Genomic DNA, 15,145 nt, shown 5'->3' with positions numbered 1-15,145 from the left:
CGCTAGCGTCAATTCGGGCGCGGTGAACAGAGGGCTCCGCTCGTTCTTGCGATGATCGGCCGGTGACCACACCGCATCAGCCCCCGTTTCCACCGCACGATCCCCGCCGCGGACCGAGTGCCGAGGACGGCAACAGCGGCCGTGCGGCCGAGCAGGCCCCCGTCCATCCTCACGACGCGGGCGGTGGCAGACATGATGCGGGTGACGGACACGGCAGGGGTGACGGGCACGGTACGGGCGGCGGCCACGGTGCTGGGCACGGCAACGGTGGTTCCGACGGGCACGGGGGCGGACACGGGCACTCGCACTCCCACGGTCACGGACCGGCAGCGCCTGTCTCCCGGCACCTGAGGAAGGTCATCGCCGCGGTCCTGATCCCGTTCGCCGCGGCGGTACTGGTCGGGCTGGCGGTGCTGTGGCCGGGCGGTGCGCCACCGCACGAACGCACCGGGGTGGGCTTCGACCGGCAGACGCAGCAGGGAACCGTCACCAAGGTGGTCCAGCTGAGCTGCCAGTCCGTCAACGCCTCCGGGGTCCCCCCGACCGGAGACACCTCCACCGCCGAGGGCTCGTCCGCGGTGCAGCAGGCGAACGGCGACTGCAAGCGGGCGACGATCCGCGTGGACAGCGGCGACGACAAGGGCCGCACGTTCACCGAGATCGTGCAGCCGGACCAGTCACGGCAGTTGCACGAGGGCCAGAAGGTGGTGGTCGCCTACGAGCCCTCCGCGCCGAAGGACCTGCAGTACTCGGTGACCGACATCAACCGAGGGCTCCCGATGGCCCTGCTCGCCGGCATCTTCGCGCTCGCCGTCGTGGCCGTCGGACGGCTGCGCGGCCTCATGGCCCTGGTCTCACTGGCCATCAGCTTCCTGCTGCTCAACTTCTTCATCCTGCCCGCGATCCTGCAGGGTTCGAACCCACTCGCCGTGGCGGTGGTCGGGGCCAGCGCTATCATGCTGATCGCGCTGTACCTGTGCCACGGCCTGTCGGCCCGTACGTCCGTGGCGGTCCTCGGAACTCTGATCTCGTTGTTGCTGATCGGTCTCCTCGGGTCGTGGTTCATCGGCTGGGCCGCACTCACCGGGAACACGGACGACAACACCGGCCTCATCCACGGCCTGTATCCGACGATCGACATGAGCGGTCTGCTGCTCGCCGGGGTCATCATCGGTTCGCTCGGTGTCCTCGACGACGTGACGGTCACCCAGACCTCGGCGGTCTGGGAACTGCACGAGGCCAACCCGACGATGGGTTGGCGCGGGCTGTACCGCGCGGGCATCCGTATCGGCCGCGACCACATCGCCTCGGTCGTCAACACGCTCGTCCTCGCCTACGCCGGCGCCGCGCTGCCCCTGCTGCTGCTGTTCTCGATCGCGCAGAGCGGGGTGGGAACGGTCGCCAACAGCGAACTGGTCGCCGAGGAGATCGTGCGCACGCTGGTCGGTTCGATCGGCCTGGTGGCGTCTGTTCCGGTCACCACGGCACTCGCGGCCCTCGTCGTGTCGGCCGACCGGTCCGGCGACCGACCGGCGTCACAGGCCGCCGGGGCGACGACGCCGGGTGCCGGTGCGTCGGCTCCCGTACGCGGGCGAGGCCGTCGCCGTAAGCGCTGACCCGTCGGCAGCCGATCCGGCGAAGCGTTACGCCACCGCTGTAGAGCTGCCGTAACGGTTCAGCCCGCGCTCTGTTCCTCCGCCAGGATGCGGTCCAGGGCCTCGTCGAGGTGGGCGTCGAAGTCGGCGAGCGCGCCCTCCTGCCCCAGCGGCACCAGCTTGTCGGTCCGGTCGAGGAACGCCACCAGGGGGGCAGCGGACGAACGGAACAGCGCCTGGTCGCTGCCCACCTGAAGCCGGATCAGCACCTCGGCCAGCGGCTCGGGATCGACCGGCGCGATGCGCACGTCGCCGTCACCACACGGCCGGCCCACCCCGTCGACCAGCAACTCCCGGCCGAAGGCCCAGGTCACCGGCGCATCCCCGGGCAGATGGAAGGTCAGTCGCACAGCATAGGGATCACAGGTCTCGTAGCGCAGCTCCACGGGAATGCGGAAAGAGAGCTCCTCGGACACGAGAAAGCTCATCATGACCTCCGCCTGTACGGACTCGCCCATCGCCTACCCCGTCATTCGCCGTCGACTGTCCGGGAATCAAACCTCTAACACTGGTGGCATCTTGCTTAACGTACACACCAGATCACAAGGAGTGAGTTTTCAGATACTGATAGAGATCGCGAGTGACCCCAGAATCCGTCCCACCTCGTTCTGCAGCAGATCCGCCGCGGGCAGCAGCCGGTCGGCCTGCTGGAGGGGCAGGGAGATGGCCACCGTCGCCGCCGTGGTGCCGGCGGTGATCGGAATCGCCGCACAGACCGTCCCCAGGGCGTACTCCTGGCGCTCGGTCACCGGCGCCATGCGCCGCATGCGGTCCAGTCGCTTCAGCAGACTGTGCCCGTCGCGCACCGTGTACGGCGTGACCGGCTGCACCGGATAGCGGTCCAGGTGGTCGCGGCGGGCATCCTCGTCCAGCTGCGACAACAGGCACTGCCCGATGGCGTGCGCGTGCCCGGTCTCACGGAAGTCCGCCCACTCCTCGACCGCCGGAATGCCCGGTGTGTCCGAGACGCTCATGATCTCGATCTCGCCGTCACGGTACATGGCGTAGTACACCGGGGCACCGATCGTGTCGCGTACGTGCGCCAAGGCGTCGGCCACCGTGCTGCGACGTTTCTGCTCGGCTCCGCTGCTGCTCAGCCGCTCGGTGGCCTCGCCGAGGAAGAACAGGCCCTTCTCACGGCGCAGATATCCCTCGTGCACCAGGGTGCGCAGCAAGTGGTACGCCGTGGGCAGTGCCAGCCGCGCCTCACGGGCCAGTTGCTTGGCGGGGGCTCCGTACCCGTGCTCGGCGACACACTCCAGAAGACGCATCGCCCGCTGCACGGAGCCGATGAGCGTCGCGGAAGGAGGGTCAGCGGAGGAAGTCGCTGGGGGGGTGCGAGGCGTCGAACGAGGCTGCACTGGCAGTGCTTGCGCTGCGTGCACTGGAACAAACGCGGTGTCAGCCGTGGCCAAGAGGCACTCCCGGAACGCGAGGGGGCAGCCCGTGCGGGGAACACGGGTGGGGGTGTACGCCACTCGCGGGGTCGCCCCCGCGTGGAGTTCCGGACTCTATTCGCCGGTCACCGCTCGCCGACGGCCCGTCCGGGAAACTTCCCTCGCGCGAGGGAACCGGTGATTCCTGTTACCGGTTCCCCACGCCTCTCACCAGTCGCTGCGTGACGACGAACTCGGCAGGAACTTGCGTACGACGTAAATCAGTCCGCCGACGAGCGCCACGAAGAGCAGCAGCTTGAACAGCAGTCCGACAACGAAACCGACCACGCTGGCGATCAGCCCGCCGAACACGACCAGGGCGATGACCGGTACCGCGACCCACTTAACCCACCACGGCAGTCCCGTGAAGATCTCTCGCATCGCCCTCGTCCTTACCTTTCCGCCCGCTCGAGTGCCGGGGCCTTCGACGGCCCGGATACCTCTGGGAAACTTCTGATGTCCTGCACTCGATGCTAGGGCCGTGAGCGCCCCGGCGGGGCCCTCGCATCCCTTGTCTCCCCCTGATCGATCCCCTAGGGAACCCCGGGCCGCGGCTCAGCTCTCGGGCGGAGAGAACACCACCAGGACCCGCAGGTCCTCGCTGATGTGGTGGAACTTGTGGGCGACCCCGGCCGGCACGTACACCACGCTGCCGCGGGCGACCTGGGTGGTCTCCATACCCACGGTGATCGCGGCCCGCCCGCTCACCACGAAGTACACCTCGTCCTGCGCGTGCGGCTGCTGAGGGTCGGCCGTGCCCGCGTCGAGGGCGTACAGGCCGACCGACATGTTCCGCTCGCGCAGGAACTGCAGGTAGGCACCGTCGTTGGCGGCGCGTTCCGCCTCCAGTTCGTCCAGCCGGAATGCTTTCATCGCCTCGTCCGCCCCTGCCTCACCATTCGTTACCGAGCACGTCTGCCACGATCAGACACATGAAGAATTTCCTAGTCAAGACGATCGCCAACGCGGCCGCCCTCGCGATCGCCGTGTGGCTGCTCGACAAGATCACACTGACCGGTGGCAGCACCGGCGAGAAGGCCGCCACACTCATCGTCGTCGCCCTGGTGTTCGGCCTGGTGAACCTGCTGGTCAAGCCGATCGTCCGAGTGCTGACCTTCCCGTTGTTCGTCCTGACCCTCGGACTGTTCACACTGGTGGTCAACGCGCTCATGCTGTTGCTCACCTCGTGGCTCGCCGACAAGCTCGACCTGAGCTTCCACGTCGACGGCTTCTGGACCGCCGTCCTGGGCGGCCTGATCATCTCGGTCGTCTCCTGGGCGCTCAACGCGTTCCTGCCCGACAAGGACTGATCCCGATGACCTACCGCGTCTGCTTCGTGTGCACGGGCAACATCTGCCGTTCCCCGATGGCCGAGGCCGTCTTCCACGCGCGCGTGGCGGACGCCGGGCTGGACGGCCTGGTCGAGGCCGACAGCGCCGGCACCGACGGCTGGCACGAGGGCGAGGGCGCCGACCCGCGCACCATGGCCGTCCTGGAGGGCAGCGGCTACGGCCTCGACCACACGGCCCGCCGGTTCCGGCCGTCCTGGTTCTCCCGCCTCGACCTCGTCATCGCCCTGGACGCCGGCCACCTGCGGGCACTGCGCCACCTGGCGCCCACGGAACAGGACGCCGCCAAGGTAAGGCTGCTGCGGTCCTACGATCCCGCCGCCGACCGCCAGGACCTCGACGTACCGGACCCCTACTACGGGGGCGTGGACGGCTTCGAGGAGTGCCTTGAGATGGTGGAGGCGGCGAGCACAGGATTGCTCGCCGCGGTACGCGAGCAAGTGGAAGGACGAGCGGCATGAGCGATTCCGCTGCAAACAACGGGGCCGGTACGGGCGCGGAGGCGGTCCCTTCCGTCACCGGTGACGGCACGCGCGCGGTGCGGGCCGGACTGCCCGAGCCCGTCAAGCACGAGCCGACCCTGCCCGGCCCCGTGTTCGCCGCCCACTTCCATCTGCCGGGTGAGCCGACCGGCCCGTACACCTACGGCCGCGACGAGAACCCGACCTGGACCCACCTCGAGCGCGCCATCGGTGAGCTGGAGGCGCCCGGGCAGGACGACGTCGAGACACTCGTGTTCGCCTCCGGCATGGCCGCGATCTCCTCGGTGCTCTTCTCCCAGCTGCGCGCCGGTGACGCGGTCGTCCTGCCCGACGACGGCTACCAGGCGCTGCCCCTGGTCCGGGCCCAGCTGCAGGAGTACGGCATCGAGGTACGCACCGCGCCGACCGGCGGGGACGCGCAGCTCGACGTCCTGGACGGGGCGAAGCTGCTGTGGATCGAAACGCCGTCGAACCCCGGGCTCGACGTGTGCGACGTCCGGCGGCTCGTCGAGGCGGCCCACGCGCGCGGCGCCCTGGTCGCCGTCGACAACACGCTCGCGACGCCGCTGGGGCAGCGGCCGCTGGAGCTCGGCGCCGACTTCTCGGTGGCCAGCGGAACCAAGCAGCTCACCGGCCACGGTGACGTCCTCCTGGGCTACGTGGCCGGCCGCGATGCCGGGGCGATGACCGCCGTACGACGCTGGCGCAAGATCGTCGGTGCGATCCCCGGCCCCATGGAGGCCTGGCTCGCGCACCGTTCGATCGCCACCCTCCAGCTGCGCGTGGACCGGCAGAACACCACCGCGCTCAAGGTGGCCGAAGCCCTCCGGGAACGGCCCGAGGTCACCGGTCTGCGGTACCCGGGGCTGCCCGGCGATCCCTCGCACGAGATCGCCTCCCGGCAGATGCTGCGGTACGGGTGCGTCGTCTCCTTCACGTTGCCCACCCGTGCGCGTGCCGATCGCTTCCTCGACGCACTGCGGCTCGTGGACGACGCGACGAGCTTCGGCGGGGTGCGTTCCACGGCCGAGCGGCGTGGCCGCTGGGGCGGCGACGCGGTGCCGGAGGGCTTCGTCCGGCTCTCGGTCGGCGCGGAGGATCCCGAGGACCTGCTGGCTGATCTGCTGCGTGCGCTGGAGGATTCCGCGGACTGACCACGCCGCACAGCTGCCGCGCTGTGTCCGGCCGAGTACGACGGACGGTCCGAGCCTCCCCCCTCGTGGCTCGGACCGTCCCCCGGTTCCACGCGCGAAGAACCGCGCGATTAAGGCTAGTTGACTCTGCGTCAGTGTCCAATCACCGTAGCGACAGCGACCTATCGACATATTTATAGTTGGGCGCGGCCGGAGGGCTGGAGGTAACAGAAGAGGGGAAGGGCTTGCGTGGATCTGGCCTTGCTGCGCACTTTCGTGACCGTGTACCGAGCCGGCTCCTTCACCCGCGCGGCCGCCCTGCTCGGCCTCTCCCAGCCGGCCGTCACCTCGCAGATCCGCACCCTGGAACGGCAGCTCGGACGCCCGCTGTTTCTGCGGCAGGCCCGCGGCGTGACCCCGACGACCATCGGTGACGAGCTCGCCCACAAAGCCGCACCGCATCTGGACGCCCTGGTCGAGATCGCCGAAACCGGAGTGGACGACGACTCCTTGCTGAGGACCCTGCATCTCGCCGGACCTCCCGAGTTCACCGCCGAGCGCGCCCTGCCCGTACTCACGGAGCTCACCGGCGAGGACGGACAGGGCTTCGCCCTGCGCGCTTCGTTCGGGAACGCCGAGGAGGCCCTGGAGGGGCTGGCCGCCGGACATCATGATCTGGCCATCGGCACGGCCCGGCCGCGCGGCGCGCTCCTCACGGCGACTCCGCTCTGCGACGAGGAGCACATCCTGGTCGCCGCGCCCCGCTGGGCCGAGCGGACCGGCGCCGAAAAGCCCCGCCGCACCACCGCACCCGCTCTGGAACACGTTCCCGTGGTCGAGGTGCATGAGTCCCTGCCCTTTGTCGCCCGTTACTGGGCGTCCGTCTTCGATGCTCGCCCGGCCGCCCCGGGCACGGTCGTCGCCCCGGACCTGCGTGCGGTACTCGCCTGTACGGTCGCGGGCGCCGGGCTCGCCGTACTGCCCCGCTATCTGTGCGCCGAGGCACTGGGGCGCGGTGACGTCGTCTCCCTGCACGATCCGGCGGTGCCGCCGCTGCGAACGTATTTCCTGGTGGTGCGTACTGGCACGTTGGCGATGCCGCACATTGCCCGGGCCCATGAGGGGCTGCTGCGCGCAGCCGCCGACTGGAACTGAGGCCGACGGCCCCGCACGGTGAGCCTCCGCGATGTTTCACGTGGAACCAGCCGGGCCACATTTCTCCCATGACCGTCCGACCCGTGGTCAAGCGCACCGCCCGTGCCGTCCTCCTCGACGGCGATCACCTGATCCTGATCAAGCGCACCAAGCCCGGTGTCGATCCCTACTGGGTCACTCCCGGAGGTGGGGTGGAGCCGGGCGACAGCACTGTCGTGGACGCCCTGCACCGCGAGGTGCACGAGGAACTCGGTGCCAAGATCACTGACGTGGTCCCCTGCTTCGTGGACACGGTGGAGCACATCGGCGAGGACGACGGCGCGACCGGCGTGAAGGTGCAGCACTTCTTCGTCTGTCACCTGGAGTCCATGGACCCGTCCCTGCGCCACGGCCCCGAGGTCGACGACCCCGCCGGGGAGTACGAGATCGTGCGGGTGCCGTTCACCCGGGTCGGGATCGCCTCCGTCCACCTCGTCCCGCTGTCGCTGAGGCACTTTCTGGACGGCAACATTGAGGGGGTGCGTGCCATGCACGCTCCCGACCTCGGCTGACACCGGCGGCAACCGGTCTGTCGGGCGGCACGGCGTCCAACGGGTGACGGACCGCTGTGCACTCGGCCACAACGCGGCCAAAAGCTCGCGTGTTCCGCCGGAAAGTGGTGGACGCGGACGGCCGTTGTCGGACAGCCTGACCTGCGTGCCGACACCTTCCCTCGCCTCTCTGCCGATCCGCCGTCTGACGCTCCGCGATCTCACCGCCTGCGCCGATCTGTCCGAGGACCGGGGGTGGCTGCGCGAAGAACACAAGTGGAGGTTTCTCCTCACAGCCGGGAAGGGCTACGGCATCGACGATCCCGGGGGCGGTCTCGTCAGCGCTTGCACCGTCACCGAGTACGGACCGCACGAACGTCCCTCCCTCGCCGCCATCGGCATGGTGCTGGTCGCCGAGCGGCACGCCCGCCAGGGCGTCGGACGCCGGCTGATGCGCCACGTCGTCTCCGCACTGGGCACCACCCCCCTGACCCTGCACGCGACCCCGCACGGCCGGCCGCTCTACGAGGAGCTCGGCTTCAAGGCCACCGGCCGGGCCGAGATGGTGCGCGGGCGTTTCACACCAGGCGGGCCCGAACCCCGGACCGCCACACGCGCCGCCACGGCCGAGGACCTCCCCGCGATCCTCCGGCTCGACGAAGAGGTGTTCGGCGCCGACCGCACGCACAACATCACGCGGCTGCCGGCCTTCGCGGACCAACTGCGCGTCGCCGAGGAGGACGGTCGGCTCATCGGGTACGCCGCGGCCTGGCCCAATATGGACACCCACGTCGTGGGCCCGCTGATCGCCCGCGACACCGAGACGGCCAAGGCGCTCGTCGGCTCCCTCGCCGCCCGCACCGACCGGCCGCTGCGCACGGACATCGACGTGCGCCACGAAGAGCTGCTGAGCTGGGCGAAGGAGCACGGCCTCTCCTCCGTAGCGCCCAACGCGGTCATGACGTACGGGGTCACCGAACTGCCCGGGGACTGGAGCCGACGGTTCGCGCCACTGACCGTGGCGGCGGGCTGACCCTGGGCGGCGGGCTGCCTCTCGCGAGGCAACGGCGTGCGGTAGCGGAGTGCGGTACGGCGACATGCGGTACGCCGAAGCCGGTTCCCTGTGAGGTCCGGGAACCGGCTTCGCCGTGCGCATGGCGGCTGTCGTCAGGCGAGGGCTTCCAGGGCGGCCGTGGCGACGGTGTGGTCCTGCTCGGGCGCGCCGCCACCGACCCCGATCGCGCCGATCAGCCGACCGTCGCGGTGTACGGGCACGCCGCCCGCGATGAACAGCAGTGGCCGGTCGAGTGCCGTGGGAAGCGTGTGGAAGAGGCCCCCGGGCTGAACGGCGTCGACGAGGTCTGCGGTGGGAGCGTTCAGCTGGAGCGCCGTATAGGCCTTGCGGGTGCTGGTCTCCCCGGATATCAGCACGGCCCGGTCGTCACGCCGGAAAGCGAGCAGATGCCCGCCGGCGTCGAGGACTGTGACGCTGACGGTGCTCCCGGCGGCCTCGGCGGCACGGTGAGCCGCGATGACGAGGGCTTCCGCGTCCTGGATGGTCAGCGGGGCGACAGCGGTGGTGCTCATGGGAGGTTTCTCCTTGGTTGGTGCTGAGTGGTGCGGTGCCTCAGTCGTCGTCGAGGCGGAGGAACCGCAGAGGTACGGGGGACTTGCCCTGGCCCCACTACTCCACGGCCTGGTGCGTTCACTGGTGGACGGCGGCGGCCCGCTGCTCGGTGGGCACGGACCCCGTGACGACCGTGCCGGGGCCACCGCCGCGCCGTTCGAGAGCGGCCGAGAGGAATGCGAGGAGCAGCGCGGAGGCGGCGAGCACGGCCCCGACCCAGTTCGGGGCGGTGTAGCCGAAGCCTGCTGCGATGACAGCGCCACCGAGCCAGGCGGACAGCGCGTTGCCGAGGTTGAAGGCGCCGATGTTCACTGCCGAAGCCAGTGTCGGGGCGCCGTGCGCGTGGTCCAGGACGCGCTTCTGCAGCGGCGGGACGGTGGCGAAGCCCAGTGCACCGATCAGGAAGATGGTCACGGCCGAGGCGATCTTGTTGTGCGCGGTGAGTGTGAAGAGGGCGAGTACGACGGCCAGGGCGCCGAGTGAGACGTACAGCATGGGCAGCAGGGCGCGGTCGGCGAACCTGCCGCCGACAAGGTTGCCGCCGACCATGCCGAGGCCGAAGAGGACCAGCAGCCAGGTGACCGAAGCGTCGGCGAAGCCCGCGACGTTCGTCATCATCGGCGCGATGTAGGTGACGGCGGCGAAGACTCCGCCGAAGCCGAGGACGGTCATGGCCATCGCCAGCAGGACCTGGGCGTTCTTGAACGCGGCCAGCTCGTGCCGCAGCCGCACGCCCTCCGCCTTGGGCACGTCGGGGACAAGTCTGGCGACACCGGCCAGGCCCACGACACCGAGCACCGCCACGATGGCGAAGGTGACGCGCCAGCCGGCGGACTGTCCGACGAGGGTGCCCAGCGGGACGCCGACGACGTTGGCGACGGTCAGTCCGGTGAACATCATCGCGATCGCGCCGGCCTTCTTGTGCGGCGCTACCAGGTCGGCCGCGACGACCGAGCCGATGCCGAAGAAGGCACCGTGGGCGAGGGAGGCGACCACGCGGCCGGCCAGCATGACCGAGAAGGCGGGGGCGAGCGCGGAGAGGAGGTTGCCGGCGATGAACAGGCCCATCAGCAGCATCAGCATCCGCTTGCGCGGGATCTTGGTGCCGAGCACGGTCATCAGCGGGGCACCGAACATCACGCCGAGCGCGTATCCGGTCACCAGGAATCCGGCGGTGGGGATGGAGACCCCGTAGTCACTGGCGACCTCGGGCAGCAAACCCATGATCACGAACTCTGTGGTTCCAATTCCGAAGGCCCCGATCGCGAGGGCCAGAAGCGCGAGAGGCATGGAGGGAGGCACCTTCCAGACGATTGCAGGAGCGCTTTACGTGCGTCAACAATAGTTGCAGACGCGGGCTAAGCGCAAACGCCGAAAGACGCGACCCTGGTCTACGCTGGTCTCAGCCACTCCGGGACGGAGGAAACACATGACAGCGACGGACCCCGCGCTCACCGCCCTCTCCCAGGGCTGGTGTGCCCTCTCCCTGCTGCACGGGAGGATCGAGGCTCACATCGAACGCGCCCTGCAGGCCGGTCACGATCTGAGCGTGCGCGAGTACTCCCTGCTCGACGTACTCAGTCGGCAGCACGACGGCGACGGGGGACATTTGCAGATGAAGCAGGTCGCCGATGCCGTCGTCCTGAGCCAGAGCGCCACCACACGCCTGGTGACCCGGCTCGAGGACCGCGGACTGCTCGAGCGCTACCTGTGCCCCACCGATCGCCGCGGCATCTACACCAACGTCACCGCGGCGGGCCTGAGCCTGCTGGACGAGGCGCGGCCCACCAATGACGCCGCCCTGCGCGAGGCCCTCGACGAGGCGGCCAGGAATCCGGAACTGGCCCCGTTGGTCCGGGTAGTTGAGACACTCAAGACGCCGGTGCCCGCCTAAGAGCCGGCGACCGGTGCCGGTGTACGCCGCACTCTCTCCCGCCTGTACACCGCACTCTCTCCCGCCGCCTCTGCATAGGGTGCGGCCATGGGAGATCTTGTTATACGACCCACCACCGAGGACGACATCCCAGCGGTCGTCGCCATGCTCGCCGACGACCCCCTGGGGGCCCAGCGAGAGTCACCGGACGACCTGGCCCCCTACCTCGCCGCTTACGAACGGCTCAGCAACGATCCCAACCAGCACCTGGTCGTCGCCGTCCGCAACGACCGCGTCGTCGGCACACTCCAGTTGACGATCGTCCCCGGCCTGTCCCGACGCGGTGCCACTCGGTCGATCATCGAAGGCGTCCGCATCGACGCCGCCGAACGCGGCAGCGGCCTGGGCACCCAGCTCATCGAGTGGGCGATCGACGAGTCCCGTCGACAGGGGTGCCACCTGGTACAGCTCACCTCCGACAAGACCCGGACCGACGCCCACCGCTTCTACGAGCGTCTCGGCTTCTCGGCCTCGCACACGGGCTTCAAGCTCCAGCTCTGAATAGGGCGCTGCCGTGTGCGCCCTGTTTCACGTGAAACAGGGCGCACACGGCAGCTCGAGATGCCTAGGACTTGCCCTGGCCGATCCCCTGCCACCCCTCCGGGTCCACCCCTCCCGGCACAGGTGCCCCTTCGTCGTACGGCTGGCGCGTGAACACGAACGACCCGAGGTCCAGGTGGCTCACCGACCCGTCCGCGCGCCGCACAGCTCGCAGGAGCTCCCCGGCGTAGTAGCCCTCGAGCCCCGTCCACGTGCCATCGCTGTTCGCCCGGAAACGCGAGCTACGGCCATGGCCCGACAGCGGCTCCAGCGAGACTCCCCCACTGGGGGCCAGCCGCAGGGCGAAGGCGTGTGTCCCCCAGTACCACTGACCGGCCAACTCCAGCACGGAGGCATCGGCTTCCGGCAGCGGGCGCCACGGTTCGGGGAACCGGGGTTCCGCCTCGGCGACGATGCGAACGAGATCGGCACCGACCACGGCCGGCATCGGCCCGGACGTGCAGTTGGTCAGTACCACCGCAGCCACGTCGTCCTCCACGCTGATGGTGAGGTTGGCCAGGAAGCCCGGCAAGGAGCCGGAGTGCCCCACGAACAGCCGCCCGTCCCAGCGCTGGATCTGCAAACCCAGTCCGTAGGCCGAACCGTCCACGACGTCCGCGGCCTCGGCCGGCGCCGCGGGTGTCCTCATCTCCTGCACGGTCTCCGCGCTCAGCACCCTGTCGTCCCCCCTCGCCAGGAAGACGGCGAACCGTGCCAGATCACCCGTGGTGGACCAGAGCTGACCGGCAGGGGCCATCCGCCCGAGGTCTTCGGCAGGCTCGGCCAGCATCACATCGGCCCATGGATGAACCGCCCAGCCGCCGGCGTGGGGTGCCTGCGGACTCCCGGACGTACGGTCCAGACCCAGCGGTTGCAGCACCTCCCGCCGCAGTACGTCCTCCCACGGCGCACCGCGCAACTTCTCGACCAGCGCGCCGAGCAGGGTGTAGCCCGGGTTCGAGTAGTGGTGCCGACGGCCCGGCGGGTGCAGAAGCGGCTGCTCGCCCAGCACGTCGGCGAGCTCGGGCCTCAGCGAGCCCGGCGTCCGCTCCCACCACGGCGCGGGCGACTCTGCGGCCAGCCCGCCCGAGTGCGCCAGCAACTCGGCGATCGTGGCCTCGCCCGCTCCGGTACCCGGCAGGTGCTTCTCCAGCGGATCCCCGAGGTCGAGCACTCCTTCGTCGCGCAGCCGCAGGACGAGGACGGCGGTGAACGTCTTGGTGATCGAGCCGATCCGGTACTGCACGTTCTCGTCCGGGCCGTGCCCGTCTACCGAGGTCCGCGCTCCGTGCCACACGGTGCGCCCGTCCCGGACGACCGCTGCGACGAGCGACGGGGTACGCCCCTCGGCCTGAGCCACGGCGATCCGGTGCAACAGCGCCCGGCGGGTGGCGGGGAGCAGCTCTTCCTGAGATGTCGTCATGCTCCCAGTCCATCGGCCGGGGCGTCGCGCGTCGAGCGGATTTCCCCGCAGTGGGTCAGGTCTGGGCCATGTCCACGAAACGCGAGTAGTGGCCCTGGAAAGCGACGGTGATCGTCGCCGTCGGACCGTTGCGGTGCTTGGCCACGATCAGGTCCGCCTCGCCCGCGCGCGGCGACTCCTTCTCATAGGCGTCCTCTCGGTGCAGCAGGATGACCATGTCGGCGTCCTGCTCGATCGAACCTGACTCACGCAGGTCGGAGACCATCGGCTTCTTGTCGGTGCGCTGCTCGGGGCCACGGTTCAGCTGGGAGAGCGCGATGACCGGGATTTCCAGTTCCTTGGCCAGAAGCTTGAGGTTACGGGACATGTCCGAGACCTCCTGCTGACGGCTCTCCGCACGCTTGGAGCCACCCGACTGCATCAGCTGGAGGTAGTCGATGATGACCAGCTTGAGGTCGTTGCGCTGTTTGAGACGGCGGCACTTGGCGCGGATCTCCATCATCGACAGGTTCGGGGAGTCGTCGATGTAGAGGGGAGCGGCCGAGACATCCGGCATCCGGCGGGCCAGGCGGGTCCAGTCGTCGTCCGTCATCGTGCCGGACCGCATGTGGTGCAGCGCGACGCGGGCCTCGGCGGACAGCAGACGCATCGCGATCTCGTTGCGCCCCATTTCGAGCGAGAAGATGACGCTCGGCAGGTTGCTCTTGATCGAGGCGGCCCGCGCGAAGTCCAGCGCGAGCGTCGACTTACCCATGGCGGGACGCGCCGCGATGACGATCATCTGACCGGGATGCAGCCCGTTGGTCAGCGAGTCGAAGTCCGTGAACCCCGTGGGCACACCGGTCATCTCGCCGCTGCGTGACCCGATCGCCTCGATCTCGTCGAGGGCGCCCTCCATGATGTCGCCGAGCGGCAGGTAGTCCTCACTGGTGCGCTGCTCAGTGACGGCGTAGATCTCCGCCTGGGCGCGGTTGACGATCTCGTCGACGTCGTCGTCGGCCGCGTACCCCATCTGCGTGATCCGTGTGCCTGCCTCCACCAGGCGGCGCAGGACGGCACGCTCGTGAACGATCTCCGCGTAGTACGCGGCGTTCGCGGCCGTCGGCACGGTCTGGACGAGAGTGTGCAGATAGGAGGCTCCGCCGACCTTGTTGATCTCGCCACGTTTGGTGAGCTCGGCGGCGATCGTGATGGGGTCGGCCGGCTCGCCCTTGGCATAGACGTCGAGGATGGCCTGGTAGACGGTCTCGTGGGCCGGCTTGTAGAAGTCGTGGCCCTTGAGGATCTCGACGACGTCCGCAATGGCGTCCTTGGACAGGAGCATGCCGCCGAGGACGGACTGCTCCGCGTCCAGGTCCTGCGGCGGCACCCGCTCGAACGACGGCCCGCCGCCGTCCCACCCGGCACTGTCCGGACCCCGCTCGTGCTGCTCGTCGCGGCTGCGGCCGCCGTCTCCGCGGCGGCGGGAAGCGGGCAGACGATCACTGGGACCGGTGTCGGCCCACGGGTCGTCCAAGGGCTCGGAAATGCTCACCGAGCCACCTCCTCCCGTCCGCCGAGCGGACCTCGCCGTGCTCTCATTTCTACGGCACGGCACTGACAAATAGGACGCCCAACTCCGGTTCTGGCGCGTCGGTTTTGTGATGGTTCACCAGCCGACGGACGGAGGAGACGCCGGACCACCGTAGGCCTGCGGGCACCGTCAGCCAATCTGGTTATCCACAGGCCATGTGGACGACCGGCCAGATGCTGTGGAGAACTCCCCGAAACCTGTGCACGACCCGGTGGACAGCCCTGTGAACAAGCCCTCGAACCCACCTGCCAAACCCCTCTGACCTGCACCTCTGCCGTCCACTCCCTGTGCAGAAGAAAAACTTCCCCA

The 15,145-nt window shown here is 69.3% G+C and carries 17 protein-coding genes; 9 read left to right on the top strand and 8 right to left on the bottom strand.

Annotation, left to right across the window (positions count from 1 at the left end; translation table 11 throughout):
- The first annotated feature begins 62 nt into the window (after nt 1–62).
- Nucleotides 63–1,616, top strand: a complete 1,554-nt coding sequence (locus tag ACP4J0_RS17830; protein WP_426599652.1) for a YibE/F family protein — start codon at nt 63–65, stop codon at nt 1,614–1,616.
- Between the two features lie 59 nt (nt 1,617–1,675).
- Here ACP4J0_RS17830 and ACP4J0_RS17825 read toward each other — a convergent pair whose 3' ends face one another.
- From ACP4J0_RS17825 to ACP4J0_RS17810, 4 genes are all read right to left on the bottom strand, one after another.
- Nucleotides 1,676–2,113, bottom strand: coding sequence for an SsgA family sporulation/cell division regulator (locus ACP4J0_RS17825; RefSeq protein WP_055422101.1), 438 nt, complete (start codon nt 2,111–2,113; stop codon nt 1,676–1,678).
- A 99-nt stretch (nt 2,114–2,212) separates the two neighbouring features.
- Entirely contained in the window at nt 2,213–2,938 is a 726-nt protein-coding gene (locus tag ACP4J0_RS17820) for an IclR family transcriptional regulator (protein WP_426599651.1), read from the bottom strand.
- Nucleotides 2,939–3,259: 321 nt separating this feature from the next.
- Nucleotides 3,260–3,472 carry a DUF5326 family protein gene (locus ACP4J0_RS17815; protein ID WP_426521474.1) on the bottom strand — a complete coding sequence of 71 codons (213 nt, stop codon included), beginning with the start codon at nt 3,470–3,472 and terminating at the stop codon, nt 3,260–3,262.
- Nucleotides 3,473–3,646: 174 nt separating this feature from the next.
- Complete coding sequence (locus ACP4J0_RS17810) at nt 3,647–3,964, bottom strand: cupin domain-containing protein (RefSeq protein WP_361158897.1); 318 nt, start codon at nt 3,962–3,964, stop codon at nt 3,647–3,649.
- 59 nt (nt 3,965–4,023) lie between these two features.
- Between ACP4J0_RS17810 and ACP4J0_RS17805 the strand changes: the two genes are divergently transcribed.
- The 6 genes from ACP4J0_RS17805 to ACP4J0_RS17780 all read left to right on the top strand — a co-directional run bounded on the left by ACP4J0_RS17805 (nt 4,024) and on the right by ACP4J0_RS17780 (nt 8,773).
- Nucleotides 4,024–4,401, top strand: coding sequence for a phage holin family protein (locus ACP4J0_RS17805; RefSeq protein WP_426599650.1), 378 nt, complete (start codon nt 4,024–4,026; stop codon nt 4,399–4,401).
- Nucleotides 4,402–4,406: 5 nt separating this feature from the next.
- Entirely contained in the window at nt 4,407–4,901 is a 495-nt protein-coding gene (locus ACP4J0_RS17800) for a low molecular weight protein-tyrosine-phosphatase (protein WP_426599649.1), read from the top strand.
- The gene (locus tag ACP4J0_RS17795) at nt 4,898–6,076 is read left to right on the top strand and encodes a cystathionine gamma-lyase (RefSeq protein ID WP_426599648.1); all 1,179 of its coding nucleotides are present in this window, start codon (nt 4,898–4,900) and stop codon (nt 6,074–6,076) included. The genes ACP4J0_RS17800 and ACP4J0_RS17795 overlap by 4 nt, the downstream gene beginning before the upstream one ends.
- A 228-nt stretch (nt 6,077–6,304) precedes the next feature.
- Nucleotides 6,305–7,210 carry a LysR family transcriptional regulator gene (locus ACP4J0_RS17790; protein WP_426599647.1) on the top strand — a complete coding sequence of 302 codons (906 nt, stop codon included), beginning with the start codon at nt 6,305–6,307 and terminating at the stop codon, nt 7,208–7,210.
- A gap of 68 nt (nt 7,211–7,278) precedes the next feature.
- On the top strand, nt 7,279–7,761 hold the full coding sequence (locus tag ACP4J0_RS17785) for an NUDIX hydrolase (RefSeq protein ID WP_426599646.1): 483 nt from the start codon (nt 7,279–7,281) through the stop codon (nt 7,759–7,761).
- A 145-nt stretch (nt 7,762–7,906) separates the two neighbouring features.
- Nucleotides 7,907–8,773 (top strand): GNAT family N-acetyltransferase, encoded by an 867-nt coding sequence (locus tag ACP4J0_RS17780; RefSeq protein ID WP_426599645.1) that lies wholly within the window; start codon nt 7,907–7,909, stop codon nt 8,771–8,773.
- A gap of 134 nt (nt 8,774–8,907) precedes the next feature.
- On the opposite strand, the gene ACP4J0_RS17775 is transcribed toward ACP4J0_RS17780, so the two are convergent.
- Together ACP4J0_RS17775 and ACP4J0_RS17770 are read right to left on the bottom strand one after the other, a co-directional pair.
- Complete coding sequence (locus tag ACP4J0_RS17775; protein WP_426599644.1) at nt 8,908–9,327, bottom strand: GlcG/HbpS family heme-binding protein; 420 nt, start codon at nt 9,325–9,327, stop codon at nt 8,908–8,910.
- A 118-nt stretch (nt 9,328–9,445) separates the two neighbouring features.
- Nucleotides 9,446–10,657: an MFS transporter gene (locus ACP4J0_RS17770; RefSeq protein ID WP_426599643.1), complete on the bottom strand. Its 1,212-nt coding sequence runs from the start codon at nt 10,655–10,657 to the stop codon at nt 9,446–9,448.
- A gap of 139 nt (nt 10,658–10,796) precedes the next feature.
- On the opposite strand from ACP4J0_RS17770, the gene ACP4J0_RS17765 reads away from it, so the two are divergent.
- Both ACP4J0_RS17765 and ACP4J0_RS17760 read left to right on the top strand, forming a co-directional pair.
- The gene (locus tag ACP4J0_RS17765; RefSeq protein ID WP_426599642.1) at nt 10,797–11,261 is read left to right on the top strand and encodes a MarR family winged helix-turn-helix transcriptional regulator; all 465 of its coding nucleotides are present in this window, start codon (nt 10,797–10,799) and stop codon (nt 11,259–11,261) included.
- A gap of 87 nt (nt 11,262–11,348) precedes the next feature.
- Entirely contained in the window at nt 11,349–11,801 is a 453-nt protein-coding gene (locus tag ACP4J0_RS17760) for an N-acetyltransferase family protein (protein ID WP_426599641.1), read from the top strand.
- A 64-nt stretch (nt 11,802–11,865) separates the two neighbouring features.
- Here the strand turns inward: ACP4J0_RS17760 and ACP4J0_RS17755 are convergent, their stop codons facing one another.
- Both ACP4J0_RS17755 and dnaB read right to left on the bottom strand, forming a co-directional pair.
- Nucleotides 11,866–13,263, bottom strand: coding sequence for a serine hydrolase domain-containing protein (locus tag ACP4J0_RS17755; protein WP_426599640.1), 1,398 nt, complete (start codon nt 13,261–13,263; stop codon nt 11,866–11,868).
- Nucleotides 13,264–13,318: 55 nt separating this feature from the next.
- Nucleotides 13,319–14,797 carry a replicative DNA helicase gene (dnaB, locus tag ACP4J0_RS17750; protein ID WP_426556243.1) on the bottom strand — a complete coding sequence of 493 codons (1,479 nt, stop codon included), beginning with the start codon at nt 14,795–14,797 and terminating at the stop codon, nt 13,319–13,321.
- Nucleotides 14,798–15,145: the final 348 nt, after the last annotated feature.

It is taken from the genome of Streptomyces sp. WG7, assembly GCF_049975785.1.
Lineage (GTDB): Bacteria > Actinomycetota > Actinomycetes > Streptomycetales > Streptomycetaceae > Streptomyces.
This window is presented reverse-complemented; position numbering and strand designations above follow the sequence as displayed.